Here is a 17,424-nt window from a genome sequence, read left to right on the forward strand (position 1 = left end):
TTCCGGCTCATGGACTTCCTGCCGCGCCAGAGCGATGAGAGGGCGCCTGACCGACTGGGTTTCCAGCAAGCCATTCTGCCAGATCCCGGTGACTGCTCCGTCACGCCACACCCGAAGCACCCGAAACCGCTGCCCGCTCAGTCGCCCTTGGCGGGCGCGGGGACGGCCGCCTGCGCGGGGGTTCCGAGCAGGATCCAGTCGTTGTCGAGGAGGGTGGTGACGCCGCGTTCGAGCGCGCCGACCCGGCCCCCGAGGCAGCCGAGGTCGGTCTCGACGCCCTCCAGCCTGCCGCGCAGTCCCGCGACGCGCCCGCCGAGGTCGGCGAGGCCGTCCCTCAGCTCGGGGCGTTCGGCCTGGAGGGCGCGCAGCCCGCGTCCCATCTCGGCCAGTTCGGCCAGGACGACGGCCAGCCGGGAGTCCAGGGCCGCCAGCCCGCCCTCGACCCCGCCGAGCCTGGCCTCCAGGGCGCCGATCCGGGCGTCGGCGGCGGCTCCCGCACGGCCGACGCCCTCGAGACGGCCGTCGAGACCCTCGAGGCGCCGGTCGATCGCGTCGGCCCGTTCGCCGGTGCGCCCGGCGCGGTCCTCGACCCGGTCGACGTCCGCACGGAGCCCGGAGCACAGGTCGCCGAGCGCCGCCTCGTTCTCCCTGAGCGCCGCGGTCTGCCGGTCGAGACCGTCCACCCGGAACCGCAGGTTCTTCACCCTCATGCATGACTCCCGACTACGCTGAGTAGTTTTCACTGCTCAGCGTAAGTCGAGATCGCCGGACCGGAAGGTGCGAAGAACCTCACCCGGGTCAGTCCTTCTTCTTACCGAAGCCGCCCAGGTCGCCGAGATCACCGAGGTCGAAGCCGGGAGGGAGCTGGCCGGGCAGGCCGAACGCCGACGGCTGGCCCTGCGGGGAACCCTCCGCCGGTGCCGCGCCCCCGCCGATCGCGCGCTTGCGGGGGTCACCGGAGACGCGCTTGCCCTTCTTGGCCTTGACCTGCTTGCCGGGCTTGCGGCGGACGCCGGGCATACCGGGCAGGCCCATGCCGCCGGCCATCTGCTTCATCATCTTCTGCGCCGAGAAGAAGCGGGTGACCAGGGAGTTGACCTCGCCGACCGTCACGCCGGAGCCCTTGGCGATGCGCGCGCGGCGCGAGCCGTTGATGATCTTCGGTTCGGCGCGCTCGCCCGGCGTCATCGAGCGGATGATCGCCGCGACCCGGTCGAGGTCCTTGTCGTCGATCTGGTCGATCTGCTGCCGCATCTGGCCCATGCCGGGCAGCATGCCCAGCAGGTTCCCGATCGGGCCCATCTTGCGGATCATCATCATCTGGTCGAGGAAGTCGTCCAGGGTGAAGTCCTCGCCCGACGCGAGCTTGCCGGCCATCTTGGTGGCCTGCTCTTCGTCGAACGTGCGCTGGGCCTGCTCGATCAGGGTGAGGATGTCACCCATGTCGAGGATGCGGCCCGCCATGCGGTCGGGGTGGAAGACGTCGAAGTCCTCGAGCTTCTCGCCCGTGGACGCGAACATGATCGGACGCCCGGTGATGTGCCGCACCGACAGGGCCGCGCCGCCGCGGGCGTCGCCGTCGAGCTTGGTCAGCACCACGCCGTCGAAGCCGACGCCGTCCATGAAGGCCTGGGCGGTGTTGACCGCGTCCTGGCCGACCATGGCGTCGACGACGAAGAGGATCTCGTCGGGCTGGGTGGCCTGACGGATGTCGATCGCCTGCTGCATCATCTCGGTGTCGATGCCGAGACGGCCCGCGGTGTCGATGATCACCACGTCGTGCAGGGAGCGCTTGGCCTCGGCGATCGAGGCCTGCGCCACCCGGACCGGGTCGCCGACGCCGTTGCCGGGCTCGGGCGCGAACACCTGGACCCCGGCCCGCTCCCCCATGACCTGGAGCTGGGTGACGGCGTTGGGACGCTGGAGGTCGCACGCGACGAGCAGCGGCGTGTGGCCCTCCTCCTTCAGCCACCGGGCGAGCTTGCCCGCGAGCGTGGTCTTGCCGGCGCCCTGAAGGCCCGCGAGCATGATCACGGTCGGCGGGTTCTTGGCGAACCTGATCCGGCGGGTCTCACCGCCGAGGATCTCGATGAGCTCCTCGTTGACGATCTTGACGACCTGCTGGGCCGGGTTGAGCGCCTGGGAGACCTCGGCGCCGCGCGCCCGCTCCTTGATCTTCTCGATGAAGTCCTTGACCACGGGCAGCGCCACGTCGGCCTCGAGCAGCGCGACCCGGATCTCCCGCGCCGTGGCGGCGATGTCGTTCTCCGACAACCTGCCCTTGCTGCGCAGGTTGGAGAAGACCGATGTCAGCCGATCGGAGAGATTCTCGAACACGACCCGTCCTAGCACGACGTGGGGAAAAGTAACGCAGCCAAGCCTATCCGCCGTCCGGGCCCTTCCGTGCGATCAGCCGAAGCGGCCGTTGACGTAGTCGGCGGTGCGCGGGTCCGCCGGGCGTTCGAACACATCCGTGGTCGGCCCCGCCTCGACGATGTGGCCCGGGGTGTCCTGCTCGGCGAGGAAGAACGCGCAGGTGTCCGAGACGCGCTGGGCCTGCTGCATGTTGTGGGTCACGATCACGATCGTGACCTCGGCCGCCAGCTCCCCGATGGTCTCCTCGATCCGCCGGGTGGAGGTCGGGTCGAGCGCCGAGCACGGCTCGTCCATCAGCAGGACCTCCGGCGAGACGGCCAGCGAACGGGCGATGCACAGCCGCTGCTGCTGACCGCCCGACAGGGCGCCGCCGGGCGCCTTGAGCCGCTTGTTCACCTCGTTCCACAGGCCCGCGCGGCGCAGGCACTGCTCGACCAGGGCGTCCTTGTCCGGGACCCGCATCCCCGACAGCTTCAGCCCCGACGTCACGTTGTCGTAGATCGACATGGTGGGGAAGGGGTTGGGCTTCTGGAAGACCATCCCGATCCTGCGCCGCACCTCGGTGAGCCGCCTTCCCGGCCCGTAGATGTCCTCGCCGTCGAGCGCGACCTCCCCCGCCAGCGAGGCGGTGGGGATCATCTCGTGCATCCGGTTGAGGATCCGCAGGAAGGTCGACTTTCCGCAGCCCGACGGGCCGATCAGCGCGGTCACCCGTCCCGGCTCCATGACCAGATCGACCCGGTCGAGCACCTTGCGCTCGCCGAACCACGCCGAGACTCCCGTCGCGACGAGCCCTCCGGCGGTGCGGTGGGGGGTCTCCAGGGTCAGGGTCTTCTCACTCATGTCAGCCTCACAGCGTGTTCGGCAGCAGCCGGGCCACGCACTCGAAGATGTTCCACAGGATCGCCAGCAGCACCGGGGTGCTCGTGACATAGGTCGGCCATCGCGACCACCGCAGGTACGACCAGGTGGTCAGGGCGACGGCCAGCAGCAGCGCCTCGGCCCACAGCATCAGCGGGACCACGGCCGCGGTGTCGGAGGTCAGCCCGACCTCCGAGGCGCCGATGACGGGCCGCTTCGCGGAGTTCCCCGGCACCGGCTGCGACGTCAGCGACGCCGTGACCAGCACCTCGCCGGTAGGGGCGACCCTGTTGTCGGCGGTGACGAGGACCAGGGTCGAGGAACCTGCGGGCGGCGTCATGATCTGCGGGCCGAGCCCGTTGACGACATAACTGGCCAGGCCCTGCCCGGTCGCCACCGTGATCACGTCGCCGCTGTGCAGCCGTCCGATCCCGCCGAACGGGCCGCCGTAGGTCCCGGCCCTGCCCAGCAGGACGCTGACGCCCGGCTGGCCCGGCAGCGGGGTGTCGCGCCGGTGCCCGGGGCCGTGGGCGAGCTCGGCGGAGGAGGTGCCCTCGACGACGACCTCCCTGAGCCCGAGCCGGGGAACGGTCAGCACCGCGACCGCCGTGCCGGGGTCGATGTCGGCGCCGACCGGGGCGGTGCCCTGCGCGAGGGCGTACCGGAAGTCGGCGTAGAGCGTCACCTGGTCGCGGTCGTGCTGGAGCGGCGACAGCAGGGCGAGGTAGCCGACGAACCCCAGCAGCAGGACGCCGAGCAGGCTCACGCTGACGCCGGTCATCCGCAGCACCGCGCTCCCCCGGCCCTCGGGCGGCGTGGGCGGCGTCTCCTCGGCGGCCTCGGCCGCGGGACGTACTTCGACGGCCGTCACTTGCGCCTCTTTCCGCTCTTGTTCCGGAACGCCGCCGGCTTCCACGCCCCGGGAACGATCACCGGGCGGCGCAGCGGCGGCGCCTTCAGCCCGAACCGTCCGGCTCCGTAGAGCCCCGGCCCGATCAGCCCCGCCGCGACGCCCAGCGCGAGCAGGGCCGGGAGCAGCCAGCCGAGCAGTGACGCGGCGTCGGCCGACAGGCGGCCGCCCATCGGGGCGGGCAGCGCGCCCGGGATGGTCGGCAACGTGACCGGGCCGGGGTCGTCCGGTCCGGGCGTGGCGGGCGGCGGGGGCGTCGCGGTGGCGGGCAGCTTCCCCTTCTGGGCGAGCACGTCCTTGGCGGCCTTCCTGGTCTGCTGCCGCATCGCCGGGGTCAGGGCGACGTAGCCGACGGGCCGGGTGCCGGGCGAGACGCCCTGCTTCTGGCCCTTGCCCGCGACGTGCGCGAGGAAGTCCGCGATCTTCCTGGCCTTGACCGGCTCGATCCCGCTGGTGGGCACCTGCGCGTAGTGCACGCCGGTGAGCGGGTAGGCCTTGGCGTCGCGGGCGGTGTAGTCGGGCGACTGGGTGACGCCGTCCTTGTTCTTCTTCAGATGCCTCAGCATCGCCGTCATCGATGCGTCGGAGGGGGCGACGAACTTCCCGGCCGCGTTCTTGATCTTCGCGGTGGGGAAGCGCAGGGCGGCGGCGTCGGCGGTCGAGACGATCGCGATCAGGCCCCGGTTGCCGACGGCGTAGGGCGCGGTCTTGACGTAGTTGCCGTACTGGTCCTTGACGTAGTTCTCGCTGTTGTCCCGGTTGGTGACCAGGAACCGCGCGACCTCCGACAGGCCCAGGACGGGGATGAACCCGTGCGCGAACCGCTTGTCGGGGTCGCGGATCTCGAAGTTGCCCGCCGGGTACCTGATCCCCTTGTAGTACTTGTTGATCCTCATGCCGCCGGGGGCCGCGCCGCCCGCGAGGTACTGCCGGGTCTGCGGGTCCTCCCCCAGCCAGCGGGTCAGCTCGTAGGCCAGGTCGTTGTCGCCCGACACGACGGTCGGCCAGCCGGAGCTGGGCCAGGAGTGGTCCTCGCCGTTGAGCTTGAGGAACTCGGGGTCCTGGAAGATGTCCTGCGGGTTGCCCTTCACGGCCCTGTTGCAGTCCTTAACGCCGACCGTGCAGGTCGCGCTCATGCCGTAGGACTGCGTCAGCAGCTTGGCCACCAGCCGCGGCGTCAACTTCAGATTTGTGATCATCTTTCCGGTGTCGATGTCGTCGATCCGGTAGGCGATCGCGATGCCGGAGATCCCGATGGGCGCGTAGCCGAAGGGCCGCACCGGAACCGCGTCGTCGGGGCGCGTGGTCAGCGCGACGTCGGTGCCCTTCTGCTGGAAGCCCGACCTGGCCTGCGACTCCCCGAGCGAGGTGTAGTCGACGTCCACCGGCTTCTTGGACGTGCACAGTCCCGGCTGCCACTGCTCGATCAGCCGCCGGGACGGCGCCGAGCCGCTGATCCTGAAGTCGGCGTCCTCGAGGGCGCAGGCCGCCGCGGACGGCGAGAAGGAGATCGGCACGACGATCCGGTTGGCCCACGCCCAGTCGGAGTCCATGTTCGCCTGGGTGGCGAGCTGGTTCTCCAGCTCGGGGCGGGCCGGGTCCCCGTCGTTGGGGATCACCACGACCGAGCAGTCCCGGACGCCCTTGCAGCCGAGGCTGGCGCTCTCGCGCAGGGTGCGGACCTCGATGTCGGCGAAGCCCCTGCCGTTGGGCTGGGTGATGCTGGTGATCGCGTTGGTCGGGCCGTCGGGCAGGACGGTGCCGCCCTTGGCCTGGCTCTCGTAGGTGTACTTGCCGGAGCCGTAGCACTCCGAGACGGCCTTCGGATCCTTGGTGCGGCACTGGTAGACCCGGACGACATGGGTCGTGCTGTCGCTCAGGAAACCGTCGGAGCTGGGCTCGAAGGCGCTCCAGCTCACCCGGATCACCTGGTTGACCAGGTTGGCCGACTGGTCGAGGGTCACCTTGCCCTTGGTGTTGCCCGGCCGGCCGGGCGGCGCCGTCGGGGTGGCGCCGCCGGTGGGGGTCGGACCGGGCGTCGCGGGCGTCGTCGGTGCCGCGGTGGGGAGCGTCGCGGACGGCGCCGGGGCCGGGGCGCCGGTCGGAGTGGTGTCGGCCGAGGCCGTCGTCGCACAGGTCAGTGCCGCCGCGACGGCGAGCGCCGCCAGGGCGGCCGGGAGGACCCGCATGCTACAAGCCTCCTTCACGGCGGCGACGACCGCGGAGATGGGCGGTGAACAGCGGGGGCAGGATCAGCGCGGCGAGCAGGACGCCCGCCGACACGGCCCCGAGGGCCAGGCCGTAGCCGCTCTTCGAGGCCACCTCGACGGGCTGCGCGAACGCGGTGCTGTCCTCCTGGGCCGCCACGTCGGGGAGGTTCCCGCCCGCGGTCGGCCCCGCCGAGGGACCGGCGGAGGTCGTCGGCTTCGTGGTCGGCGAGGTGCTGCCCGCCCCGGCCTCGCCGCAGGGCACCTTGCCGTCCTGGTCGCAGGCCTCGGGGAACTTCGCCGTCTCGAGCAGGACGTTCTTGCCGCCCTCGAAGGTCGGGTTGTGGCAGTTGTCCAGCGCGACCGATCCGACCTCGATGTGGCCGGGGATCTTGGCGACCTGCTTGTAGGCCTCCTGGACGAGGTTCTTGGTCAGCGGCGAGTACCCGAGTTCGGGGGCCTTCTGCTGGCCGGCGCACAGGAAGTAGTCGATGAAGGTCGAGAGCGTCTTGCCCTTGTCCCTCGTGAACGGCGCCGCGGTCGTCGTCGGCACGATCATGTAGGAGTAGCTGGACAGCGGGTAGGCGCGCTTGTCGGCGTTGTCGTAGACGCCCTCGAGCTTCTGGGTGAGATCGCTGTTGATCTCCGCCTTGGTGAGCCCGACCGCCACGTTGGACGCGGTCGGCAGCACGTAGTAGCCCGACTTGTTCTTCACCTTGACGACCGGGTAGTTCGCGTTGAGCGCGTAGGCGTACTCGACGTAGGTGATCGCGCCGTCACCGTAGCTGGCGGCGACGTAACCGGCGACGCCGTTCGACCCGTTCTGCGATTTGCCTCCGGGCAGCGTCGGGAAGAAGGAGGTCAGGCCCTTCTTCTTGAAGAACGGACGCCACAGGTCGGGGTACTGGGTGTCCATCCAGAGGGTGAACTGGGCGGTCGTGCCGGAACCGTCGGAGCGCGTCACCGGGGTGATCTTCTTGTTCGGCATGGCGATGCCGTTCATGTCCCTGGTGATCGCCGGATCGTTCCAGTTCCTGATCTTGCCGGTGAAGATCTTGGCGATGGTCTCGCCGGACAGCCGCAGGTTCTCCACCCGCTTGCCGTTCCTGGTCAGGTGGTACATGAACGAGGTGCCGCCGGCGACGATCGGCATGTAGGCGAACGGCCGGGTGGTCGTCTCGGGAGTGCTGCCGTCCTCGGGGTGGAGCTGGAACGGGATCTCCGAGACGCCGAAGTCGGTCTGGGCGTTGCGGAAGTCCGTGCGTCCGGCCGACGAGCCCGAGCCGGTGTAGTTGACGGTGATGCCGTTCTTCTTGATGTCGCGCGACCACTGGTCGATCGCGACCTGGCTCCAGGTCGAGCCGCTGCCCGTCACCGGGACGTACTCCTCCGCGTGCGCGGGGGCCGTCATCACGTGGACCAGCACGAGCAGCGACGCCAGGAGCAGCGCGCCCTGTCTCCGGAGCGGGCGGGGGCGGCTCATTCGGTCTCCTCGGTGGTGAGTCGCTGCGGGAGCGGCGCGGCGGCGCGCTCCTCGGCCGCGAGCCTGCGGCGGGCGCGGCGCGACATCTGCCCGGGCGCCGCACCCCCCAGCAGCCGCGCGACGGTGAAGAGCACGAGCACGACGATGGCCAGCACCAGCGCCGCCCCGAACGCCCGCGACACCATGTCCGGCTGCGGGTACTTGACGTAGTTGTAGATGTAGAGCGGCAGGTTGGTCATCGGGCCCGCGGTCGGATCGGCGTTCATGCCGCGCGCGAACCCGGCCGTGAGCAGCACCGGGGCGGTCTCCCCCACCCCGCGCGCCATCGCCAGGACGATGCCCGTCGCCAGTCCCGGCCGAGCGGTCGGCAGCACGACCCGCCACACGACCTGCCACTGCCCGGCGCCGAGCGCGTAGGCGGCCTCGCGCAGCCCGCCCGGCACGAGCCGCAGCACGACCTCCGAGGCCCGGGTCACGATCGGCACCATCATCACCGCGATGGCCAGCGCGGCGGCGAACCCCGACCGCTCGAATCCCAGCGTGATGATGAACGCCGCCAGGATGAACAGGCCCGCCAGCACCGACGGCAGCGCGCTCATCGTGTCGACGATCAGCCGGACGGGCCTGGCGAGCCGGCCGCCGACCTCGACCAGGAACAGCGCGGTCGCGATCCCCAGCGGCACCGCGATCGACACCCCGATGCCTAGCTGGATCAGCGACCCGACCACGGCGTGCAGAACGCCCCCGCTGGTCAGCGGGTCGAGAGGGCCGGTCTCCGCCATCGTCTGGGTGAAGAAGTTGGAGTGCGTGAACGCGGTCGCCCCCCGGGCGACCGTGAAGCCGAGGATCACGGCCAGCACCGTGACGGCCAGCGCCCCCGCGCTGTGCACCAGCACGCTGACCAGCCGGTCGGTCGCGGCGAGCCGGCCGTGCTCGTGGGTCACGATGATCGCGTAGAGCACCAGGAAGGCCAGGTACCAGCAGACGGCGAAGCCGAACGCCCCGCTGAACGGCAGCAGCCTGGTGTAGAGGATCCAGACCAGCGCCAGGGCCGCGACGCCCGCCCCGATCAGGGAGAACAGGTCTTCTCTCAGGTCCCCGCCGGGGCGGAAGCGCCCCCGGACGGGCTTCACCGGGCGCAGGTCCACGGCGGTGTCGGTCGTACTCATAGGGGTTCAGGCCTCGGTCGAAGCGCCGGAGCGGCTGCGGCTGATGATGATGGCGGCGAAGAAGTTGATGACGAGCGTCACGGCGAACAGGACCAGGCCCGCCGCCATCAGCGCGGACAGGCCGAACTCGCTGGCGTCGCCGTTGCGCAGCGCGATGAGCGCGGAGATGGAGTTGCCGCCGCCCTCGAGGATGTGCCCGGTGACCAGGAAGTTCGGCGAGATGATCAGGACGACCGCGATGGTCTCGCCCAGCGCGCGTCCCAGGGAGAGCATCGCCGCGCCGATCACACCGCCCCGCCCGAAGGGCAGCACGACCGTGCGGATCATCCCCCATTTGGTGGAGCCGAGCGCGTAGGCGGCCTCCCGCTCGGCCTGCGGTGCCTGCGAGAACACCTCGCGCGACAGCGAACAGCAGATCGGGATGACCATCATGCCGACCACCAGCCCCGCGATGAAGTGCGAGGAGGTGTAGGAGCCCGGGTCGGCGTGGTCGGTGCCGACCTCGAAGAACGGCAGCCAGGACGCGTGGTCCGACAGCCACCGCGAGATCCCGATGACCCGCGGCTGGAGGAAGGTCACGCCCCACAGCCCGTAGAGGATCGAGGGGATCGCGGCCATCAGGTCGACCAGCGAGATCAGCAGCCTCCGTGCCCGCGGAGCCGCGTACTCGCTGATGTAGAGGGCCGCGAGCACCGCGATCGGCACCCCGACGCACAGGGCCGTCACGGCGATCTCGATCGTCCCGGTGAGGACCGAGGCGATGCCGTACTCGCCGCCCTCGGGGTTCCAGGTCGCCTCGGTGAAGAAGTGGTACCCGGCCCTGTTCAGCGCGGTGAAGCCGCGCATCGACAGGAACAGGGCGATGAAACCGAGGATGACCAGCAGGGAGACGCCCGATCCGCGCACCGCGTTGCGGAAGGCGGCGTCCTGCGCGCTGAACCGGGCGGTGAACCGCCGCCGCGTCTCGTGGGGGAGGTCGCCGGTTGTTGGGGACATGTGCGCCGTTCTCGTTCAACGGCCGAAAGGTGACCGGGCCCGCCGGTCACCTTCGGCTCACTTGCTGACTGCCTGGCCCTTCAGCGAGAAGGGGTCAGGAGGTGGCGCCGCAGCCGCCGCCGATCGGCTCGAAGCCGTAGGTGCGGATGGTGGAGGTCTGGTCGCAGACGAAGCCGGTCGTGCCGAAGATCGGCTCGAACTTGGCGGCGTCGGCGTTGCGGACCACGTTGTAGACCAGCCGCAGGAACTGGCGCGGGAAGTCGCCGGAGTTCAGGCGGACGCCCTTGGCCTTGACCGCGCCCTTCTTGGTGATGGTCACCTTGCCGGTGTAGGGCGAGACCTTGTTGATCTTGCCGAGGACGACCTTGCCGTGCCGGTCGGCCTTGTGGTTGACGGCCTGGGCGATCCACTGCGCGATCGAGTAGGGCGCGATGACGGCCTTGTTGGTGCCGATCTTCTTGCCGTCGTTCTCGATGTTCTTGGTGCTCTGGTTCACGCAGGACCCGACCTGGGCGTCGGTGAGGCCGAGCGCGCCGAGGAAGAAGGAGCGGGTGCCCGAGCCGGTCTGCGGCAGCCACGGCTTGATGGCGACGCGGACCTTCTTCTTGCCCTTCTTCTGCTTCGAGCCGCCGACCTGGTCCCAGTAACGGGCGCTCGCCGAGCACTTGAAGATGTTCGCGAGCTGCGACTTCTTCAGGCTCTTCGGGGCGTAGGTCTGGTAGTTCGTCGCCCAGGTGACGCCGTCCTGCGCGAAGGCGAAGAAGGTCAGGCCGGCCTCGCTGCCGTCGTTCTTCTTGGCGCGCGAGGAGCGGGCGAAGTCGTAGGCGCCGTCGGCGTCGGCCAGCAGGGCCTTGATGCCGGCGCTGGAGCCCACGACGCGGTCGCGCTTGGCGAAGCCCGCCTTCGGGGTGAACTGCTTGGACCCGGTGGCGTTCCAGCTCGCGATCTTCGCTGCGGGCTTGGTCTTGTTGTACGCGGTGGCGAGCGCGTTCACGACGTCCTGGGTGGTGTCCGAGCCGACGCCGACGATGTCGGTCTTGGCCGGGGTGAAGCCCGGGTCGGCCTGGGCCGGAACCTGGACGGCAGAGACGGCCAGGGCGGCGAGCGCCGCACTGAGAACCATCTTCTTGAGCATGCTTCCTCCGCGAAGATGCTTCGGCGGCCTTCTCGCCACCGGCGAGCCACTCAGCTCGCGGGAGGAAACGATGTTCGCCCGAAACGAACGGAGGATGTCCTCAGGAGAGCGCGATGATGACCTTTTCCTGGATGCTCGTGAGAGTCTCCGGATCGGTCACCGGACGGCCGTCCTCGGCGACGCAGTAGAAGACGTCGACGGCCTCCGCGCCCAGCGTGTCGACCTTGGCCGCCTGGATCTGGAGACCGGCCTCGCCCAGGACCCGGCCGATCCGCCACAGCAGCCCGGGACGGTCGTGCGCGCGCACCTCGACGACCGTCGCGGTGCTGGAGGCCTCCTCGACGATCGTGACCCGCGGCGGGGGGACCCGCACGCCCTTCCTGACCCGGACGGCCGCCGCCCGCTTCTCCAGCCGCTCCGTGACGTCCAGCCGCCCCGCCAGCACCCGTCGCAGGTCGGCCTCGACCGAGGCGGGGTCGGGCGGGCTGCCGAACTCGGGCAGCGCCGTGAACTCGATGACGGCGTTGCCCGCCGCTCCCCCGGACGGCGGCGCCGAGAAGGTGCGGGCGGTCCGCAGCACCAGCCGGTGCAGCGCCAGCACGCCCGCCGCCTGCCACAGCAGCCCCGGACGGTCGCCCGCGACGACCGTCACGGTGAGGGCGCCCCCGGTGTGCTTGGCCCACGAGCCGCGCACCTGGGTCGAGCTGATCCGGATCGCGACCCCGTCGTGCCGGGCGAGGGCCAGCTGGGAGCTGGTCGGGGCGGGCGTGCGCGGCGGGGCGTCGCCCTCCAGGAGCTTGTTCGTGCGGCGGACCAGCTCGTTGATGAGCCGGGCCTTCCAGCCGCCCCACGCGGCGGGGCCCGTCGCCCCGGCGTCGGCGATCGCGATGGCGTGCAGCAGCTCCAGCACGACGCCGCTGCCGACGGCCTCGGCGACGTGCTCGATCGTGCGCGGGTCGTCGAGGTCGCGGCGGGTGGCGGTGTCGGGCAGCAGGAGGTGGTGCAGGACGATCCGGTGGAGGATGTCGACGTCCTCGTCGTCGTAGCCGAGCCGCCTGGCGATGTCGAGGGTGTACTCGGCGCCCGCCACCGAATGGTCGCGGCCGGAGCCGTCCTTGCCGATGTCGTGCAGGAACGCCCCGACCAGCAGCAGGTCGGGGCGGGCGACCTCGCGGGTCAGCGCGGCGGCGCCCGCCGCCGCCTCGACCAGGTGCCGGTCGACGGTGTACTTGTGGACGGCGTTGCGCTGCGGCCGGTTCCGCACCCGCGACCAGTCCGGCAGCATCCGGACCACGAGGCCCGCCTGGTCGAGCGCCTCCCACACCCCGATCGCGGCCGGCCCCGCGCCGAGGAGCTGCACCAGCGCGGTCCGCGCGGTCTCCGGCCAGGGGACGGGCAGCCCGCGGTGGGCCTTGGCCAGGCTGTCGACCGTCGCGGGCGCCAGCGGCAGCCCGGCCTGGGCGGCAGCGGCGGCGGCGCGCAGGACCATGGCGGGGTCTCCGGCGTCGGCGCTCCTGGCCAGGACCACCTCGCCCGCGTACTCGACGAGGCCGTCGGCCAGCGGGGTCCGCTCGCTCTTGGAGTGCGGCGCGCAGTAGCGCTCGACATGCCGCCAGGCGTGGTCGGCCGCGTAGGTGATGGTGCGGGCGGCCTCGGCGACGAGGCCGAGGAGCTCGTTGGCGTCTTCGAGGCCGAGGAGCCCGGCGACGGCGTCCTGGTCCTGGAGGATCAGCCGGTCACTGGACCTGCCGCTGACCTGGTGCAGGGCGTGCCGGACGTCGAGGAGCTGGTCGTAGGCGGCGCGGACGCGGGCGCCGAACGGGGGGACCGCCCAGGTCGCGACGACGGCCTCCATCACATGGACGTCCCGGAGCCCGCCCCTGGCGTCCTTGACGTCGCCCTCCAGCAGGAAGGCCAGCTCACCGAGCTGCTCCCACCGCTCCCTGGTCAGTTCCAGCAGCTCCGGCAGCCGGGTCTTCGCCGAGGCCCGCCAGCCCCCCAGGACGGTCGTGCGCAGCTCGTCGGCGAGCGCCCGGTCACCGGCGAGGCAGCGGCCGTGCAGCATCCCCATGACGGCCTTCAGATCGTCGCGGGCCACCGCTCCGGCCTCGGCCACGGTCCGCACGGAGTGGTCGAGCTTCAGCCCCCGGTCCCAGACCGGGTACCAGACCTTCTCGGCCAGCTCGGCGACGTCGTCCCTGCCCCGGTGCACCAGCACCAGGTCGAGATCGCCGCCCGGGGTCAGGTCGCGGCGGCCGAGGCTGCCGACGGCGACCAGCGCGACGTCCTTCTCGTCCCCCACGAGCGAGGCGAGCCAGGCGTCGAGCTCCTCGATCCGCTCGGCCCGTTCGGCGGCGAAACTCCGCATTTCCCTGATCCCTTCGCTCCGGACAAGACTAAGGGGCGCCCCGGGATGGACCCGGAACGCCCCTAGCGCTCTCCCCCGAACGCTCTTCGCCCTAGAGGGCGTCGGCGCCGGTCTCGCCGGTGCGGACACGGATGACCGTGTCGACCGGAACCGACCAGACCTTGCCGTCGCCGATCTTGCCCGTCTGGGCGGCCTTGACGACGACGTCGATGACCTCGTCGGCGTCCTCGTCGTCGACGAGGACCTCGACGCGGAGCTTCGGAACCAGGTCCACCTTGTACTCGGCGCCCCGGTAGACCTCGGTGTGGCCCTTCTGGCGCCCGTAGCCGCTGGCCTCAGAGACGGTGAGTCCCTTGATGCCGAACGTCTCGAGCGCGGCCTTCACGTCATCCAGCTTGAACGGCTTGATGACCGCAGTGATCAGCTTCATGCGTCCGCCTCAACCTTCGAGTCAGTGGCGACCGGAGTCGCGACGCTGGCCAGCGTACCGGTGCCCGCGTGGGACGGGGCCAGGTCGTAGGCGCTCTCGGCGTGAACCGCGATGTCGATGCCGTTGACCTCGTCCTCCTCGTCGATCCGGAAGCCGATGGTCAGGTCGATCGCCTTGCCCAGGATGAAGGCGATGACGAAGGAGTAGACACCGACGACGACCGGGGCGAGCACCTGGAGGCCCAGCTGCTTGAACGAGTGGTCGCCGTAGATGACGCCCTGGCCCTGCTCGGTGTCCGCGAACGGGTACCGGGCGATGATGCCCAGGGAGATGGCGCCGACGACACCGCCGACGAGGTGGACGCCGACGACGTCCAGGGAGTCGTCGTAGCCCAGCTTGTACTTGAGGCCCACGCCGTAGGCGCAGATCGCACCGGCGACGAAGCCGAGGGCGACGGCCGCCCACGGGTCGACGAAGCCACAGGCCGGGGTGATCGCGACCAGACCGGCGACGGCGCCGGAGGCGACGCCCAGGGAGGTGGCGTGGCCGTCACGGAAGCGCTCGACGAGCAGCCAGGCACCGGCGGCCGCGGCCGTGGCGAGCTGGGTGTTCATGAACGCGAGACCGGCGGTGGTGTCCACCGCGAGCTCGGAGCCCGCGTTGAAGCCGAACCAGCCGAACCACAGGATGCCGGCGCCGAGCAGGACGTAGCCGAGGTTGTGCGGACGCATCGGCTCCTTCGGCCAGCCCTTGCGCTTGCCCAGGACGAAGGCCAGTGCCAGTGCCGCGGCGCCCGCGTTGATGTGGACCACGGTGCCGCCGGCGAAGTCCTCGACGCCCATGGTGGCGAGCCAGCCGCCGCCCCAGACCCAGTGCGCGACCGGGAAGTAGACCAGGGTGACCCAGCCGAGGGCGAACAGCACCCAGGAGCCGAACTTGGCACGGTCCGCGATGGCGCCGGAGATGAGGGCCACGGTGATGATCGCGAAGGTCAGCTGGAAGGCGGAGAACACGAGGTCGGGCATGTTGTCGCCGTCACCCTCGAGCCCGGGGCGGACGGTCCCGACCAGGCTCTGCAGGCCGACTTCCTTGATGCCGCCGACGAACTTGTTCACCGTCTCGTTGCCGTTGGTGCCGAACGTGAAGGCGTGGCCGTAGAGCACCCACGCCATCGACACGACGACGATGCTGACGAAGGACATCATCATCATGTTCAGAACGCTCTTGGCGCGGGTCATTCCTCCGTAGAAGAACGCCAGGCCAGGCGTCATCAGCAGGACGAGCGCGGTGGCCGCGATCATCCAGGCTGTGGTTCCGGTATCAATCGTCATGGGGAGAGCGCCCTCCTCTAGGCGGCGGTGTTGCGTCGCCGAGAAGACTCTGACTCCGCCGTTTCCCCCAAACGGCACCGATGTTTCCGACGTGTGAAACATCCCACAGCACTGTTTCCGAAGTGTTTCCGCCCTGGCACCGTTCCAAGGGGCCGGGAGTTATCGCCCGATTCAGGCGCACCGGGAGAAGTTCCCCGTCACACCGGCCGCTCCCGGCCCGGACCCGTGATGTCCGTCACGTCATGCCGTTCACTCCCGCGGTCAGGTCGCGGGCGGCATCTCGGCGGACGGCGCGGCGGACCCGTGGTAGGCGTCGGACACCTTGACGGAGAAGAAGCCCCAGAGCGCGATCAGGGTGAGCGCCGCGGCGGAGACCAGCGACAGATACCAGCCGGACTCCAGGGCCGTCCCGGCGTCGGCGATCGCCTGGATCTGCGCGCCCGCCTCGAGCCCGCTCAGGTCGAGGGCGTCGTGGAAGCGGAAGGCGAAGACGATGATCGGGATCAGGGACAGCGCCCCGAACACCGCGGCCGCGCCCAGGGCCGCACGGCGGCGGTCGATGAACAGGGCCGTGACGGCGAAGAGCCCCGCCAGGAAGGCCAGCGCGATGGTGAACCTGCCCTCGGCCACCCGGACGCCCGTCAGCGACGCGGACGTGAGGAAGGTCACGCTCATCCAGGGCAGGAGGGTCCCGACGACCAGCACGGCCGACGCGATCGAGGCGTAACGGGCGGCCCGCTCCTGCGTGCGGACGCTCGCGTCCTTGCCCGCGATCAGCGGGCCGGAAGGCGGTTCCGCGACGGGCGGCGGCCAGGCCGTGGCCCCACCCGTCGCCTTCTCGGAGCCGTCAGGAGGCCGGAGCCCCTCGTGGTGCTGGGCCGTTTCGTGGTTCTCAAAAGTCGGTGCCGCCACTTCGATTCCCCGATCCGTGGGCAATTGACCTTAATTGCTACGTAATCACCGGAAAGGAAAGCGGCGGCCCATCAGCGCGCCAAGAGCTAGTCGAGGATGGCGTCGACGAAGGCCTCGGGGTCGAAGGGCGCCAGATCGTCGGGGCCCTCACCGAGGCCGACGAGCTTCACCGGGACCCCGAGCTCGCGCTGGACGGCGATCACGATGCCGCCCTTGGCGGTGCCGTCGAGCTTGGTCAGGGCGATGCCGGTGATGTTGACGACCTCGGCGAACACCCGTGCCTGGGTCATGCCGTTCTGGCCGGTGGTCGCGTCGAGGACGAGGATGACCTCGTCGACGGCCGCCTGCTTCTCGATGACGCGCTTGACCTTGCCGAGCTCGTCCATGAGGCCGGTCTTGGTGTGCAGGCGCCCGGCGGTGTCGATGATGACGGTGTCGGCGTCGGCGGCGATGCCGTGCTTGACCGCCTCGAAGGCGACGCTGGCCGGGTCGGAGCCCTCGGGCCCCCGGACGACCTCGGCGCCGACGCGCTCCCCCCAGGTGGCGAGCTGCTCGGCGGCGGCGGCGCGGAAGGTGTCGGCCGCTCCCAGCACGACCTTCAGCCCGTCGCCGACCAGGACGCGGGCGAGCTTGCCCGTGGTGGTGGTCTTGCCGGTGCCGTTGACCCCGACGACCATGATCACGGCCGGGGCGCCGCCCGCCTTGCGCTGGACGTGCAGCCCGCGCGGCAGATCGGGACCGATCTGGGCCAGGAGCTGCTCGCGGAGCATGGTCTTGACCTGCTCGGGCGACAGCTTGCCCAGCACCTTCTGCTGGGTGCGCAGCTCGTCGACGATCATCCGCGCGGGGGTGACGCCCACGTCGGCGGTGATGAGGGTGTCCTCGATCTCGTCCCAGTCGTCGTCGGTGAGCGAGTCGCGGGACAGGATCGCGAGCAGGCCCTGGCCGAGGGCGCCCTGGGAGCGGGCCAGACGTGCCCGCAGCCGCTGGAGACGGCCGGCCGACGGCGGCGGCACCTCGATCTCGGGCACCGGGATCACGTCGGCGGGGACGTGCTCCGCCGGGGCCGACGGGGCCTCGTCCGTGCCGGTGCCGGACGGCCGGGTGATGACCGGGGGCCGCGGCGGCGCTTCCAGGGTGCGGCCCGTACGGGACCGCAGGAACATGACCGATCCGCCGACGACGGACAGGACGAGCAGCACGATACCGAGAATCAGATATTCCATAGCACGTCCAGTCTTGCAGA

General features: G+C 70.7%; 14 protein-coding genes. All 14 read right to left on the reverse strand.

Translation table 11 applies throughout. The features are described 5' to 3' along the window. Positions 1 to 137: 137 nt before the first annotated feature. Positions 138 to 710, reverse strand: coding sequence for a hypothetical protein (locus ABD785_RS03885; RefSeq protein ID WP_344822175.1), 573 nt, complete (start codon positions 708 to 710; stop codon positions 138 to 140). A gap of 88 nt (positions 711 to 798) precedes the next feature. Continuing rightward, entirely contained in the window at positions 799 to 2,337 is a 1,539-nt protein-coding gene (ffh, locus tag ABD785_RS03890) for a signal recognition particle protein (RefSeq protein WP_344822177.1), read from the reverse strand. Positions 2,338 to 2,409: 72 nt separating this feature from the next. Continuing rightward, positions 2,410 to 3,219 carry a phosphate ABC transporter ATP-binding protein gene (locus ABD785_RS03895; protein ID WP_344822179.1) on the reverse strand — a complete coding sequence of 270 codons (810 nt, stop codon included), beginning with the start codon at positions 3,217 to 3,219 and terminating at the stop codon, positions 2,410 to 2,412. Between the two features lie 7 nt (positions 3,220 to 3,226). Then, a complete protein-coding gene (locus ABD785_RS03900) occupies positions 3,227 to 4,108 on the reverse strand; it encodes a sortase (RefSeq protein WP_344822181.1) in 882 nt (293 codons plus the stop codon). Continuing rightward, complete coding sequence (locus ABD785_RS03905) at positions 4,105 to 6,336, reverse strand: hypothetical protein (protein WP_344822184.1); 2,232 nt, start codon at positions 6,334 to 6,336, stop codon at positions 4,105 to 4,107. The genes ABD785_RS03900 and ABD785_RS03905 overlap by 4 nt, the downstream gene beginning before the upstream one ends. 1 nt (position 6,337) lies before the next feature. After that, complete coding sequence (gene pstS / locus ABD785_RS03910; RefSeq protein WP_344822186.1) at positions 6,338 to 7,837, reverse strand: phosphate ABC transporter substrate-binding protein PstS; 1,500 nt, start codon at positions 7,835 to 7,837, stop codon at positions 6,338 to 6,340. Continuing rightward, the gene (gene pstA / locus ABD785_RS03915) at positions 7,834 to 9,006 is read right to left on the reverse strand and encodes a phosphate ABC transporter permease PstA (RefSeq protein ID WP_344822188.1); all 1,173 of its coding nucleotides are present in this window, start codon (positions 9,004 to 9,006) and stop codon (positions 7,834 to 7,836) included. The genes pstS and pstA overlap by 4 nt, the downstream gene beginning before the upstream one ends. Before the next feature lie 6 nt (positions 9,007 to 9,012). Continuing rightward, complete coding sequence (pstC, locus tag ABD785_RS03920; protein WP_344822192.1) at positions 9,013 to 10,002, reverse strand: phosphate ABC transporter permease subunit PstC; 990 nt, start codon at positions 10,000 to 10,002, stop codon at positions 9,013 to 9,015. Between the two features lie 94 nt (positions 10,003 to 10,096). After that, positions 10,097 to 11,137, reverse strand: coding sequence for a substrate-binding domain-containing protein (locus ABD785_RS03925; protein WP_344822195.1), 1,041 nt, complete (start codon positions 11,135 to 11,137; stop codon positions 10,097 to 10,099). Positions 11,138 to 11,237: 100 nt separating this feature from the next. Further along, on the reverse strand, positions 11,238 to 13,505 hold the full coding sequence (locus ABD785_RS03930) for a [protein-PII] uridylyltransferase (protein ID WP_344822197.1): 2,268 nt from the start codon (positions 13,503 to 13,505) through the stop codon (positions 11,238 to 11,240). Positions 13,506 to 13,596: 91 nt separating this feature from the next. Continuing rightward, positions 13,597 to 13,935, reverse strand: a complete 339-nt coding sequence (locus ABD785_RS03935; protein ID WP_344822201.1) for a P-II family nitrogen regulator — start codon at positions 13,933 to 13,935, stop codon at positions 13,597 to 13,599. Continuing rightward, on the reverse strand, positions 13,932 to 15,266 hold the full coding sequence (locus ABD785_RS03940; protein ID WP_344822203.1) for an ammonium transporter: 1,335 nt from the start codon (positions 15,264 to 15,266) through the stop codon (positions 13,932 to 13,934). The genes ABD785_RS03935 and ABD785_RS03940 overlap by 4 nt, the downstream gene beginning before the upstream one ends. Positions 15,267 to 15,527: 261 nt before the next feature. Continuing rightward, entirely contained in the window at positions 15,528 to 16,178 is a 651-nt protein-coding gene (locus tag ABD785_RS03945) for a hypothetical protein (RefSeq protein ID WP_344822205.1), read from the reverse strand. A gap of 86 nt (positions 16,179 to 16,264) precedes the next feature. Further along, complete coding sequence (ftsY, locus tag ABD785_RS03950; protein WP_344822207.1) at positions 16,265 to 17,404, reverse strand: signal recognition particle-docking protein FtsY; 1,140 nt, start codon at positions 17,402 to 17,404, stop codon at positions 16,265 to 16,267. Positions 17,405 to 17,424: the final 20 nt, after the last annotated feature.

Source organism: Actinocorallia longicatena (genome assembly GCF_039534125.1).
In the GTDB taxonomy this organism is placed as follows: Bacteria; Actinomycetota; Actinomycetes; order Streptosporangiales; family Streptosporangiaceae; genus Actinocorallia; species Actinocorallia longicatena.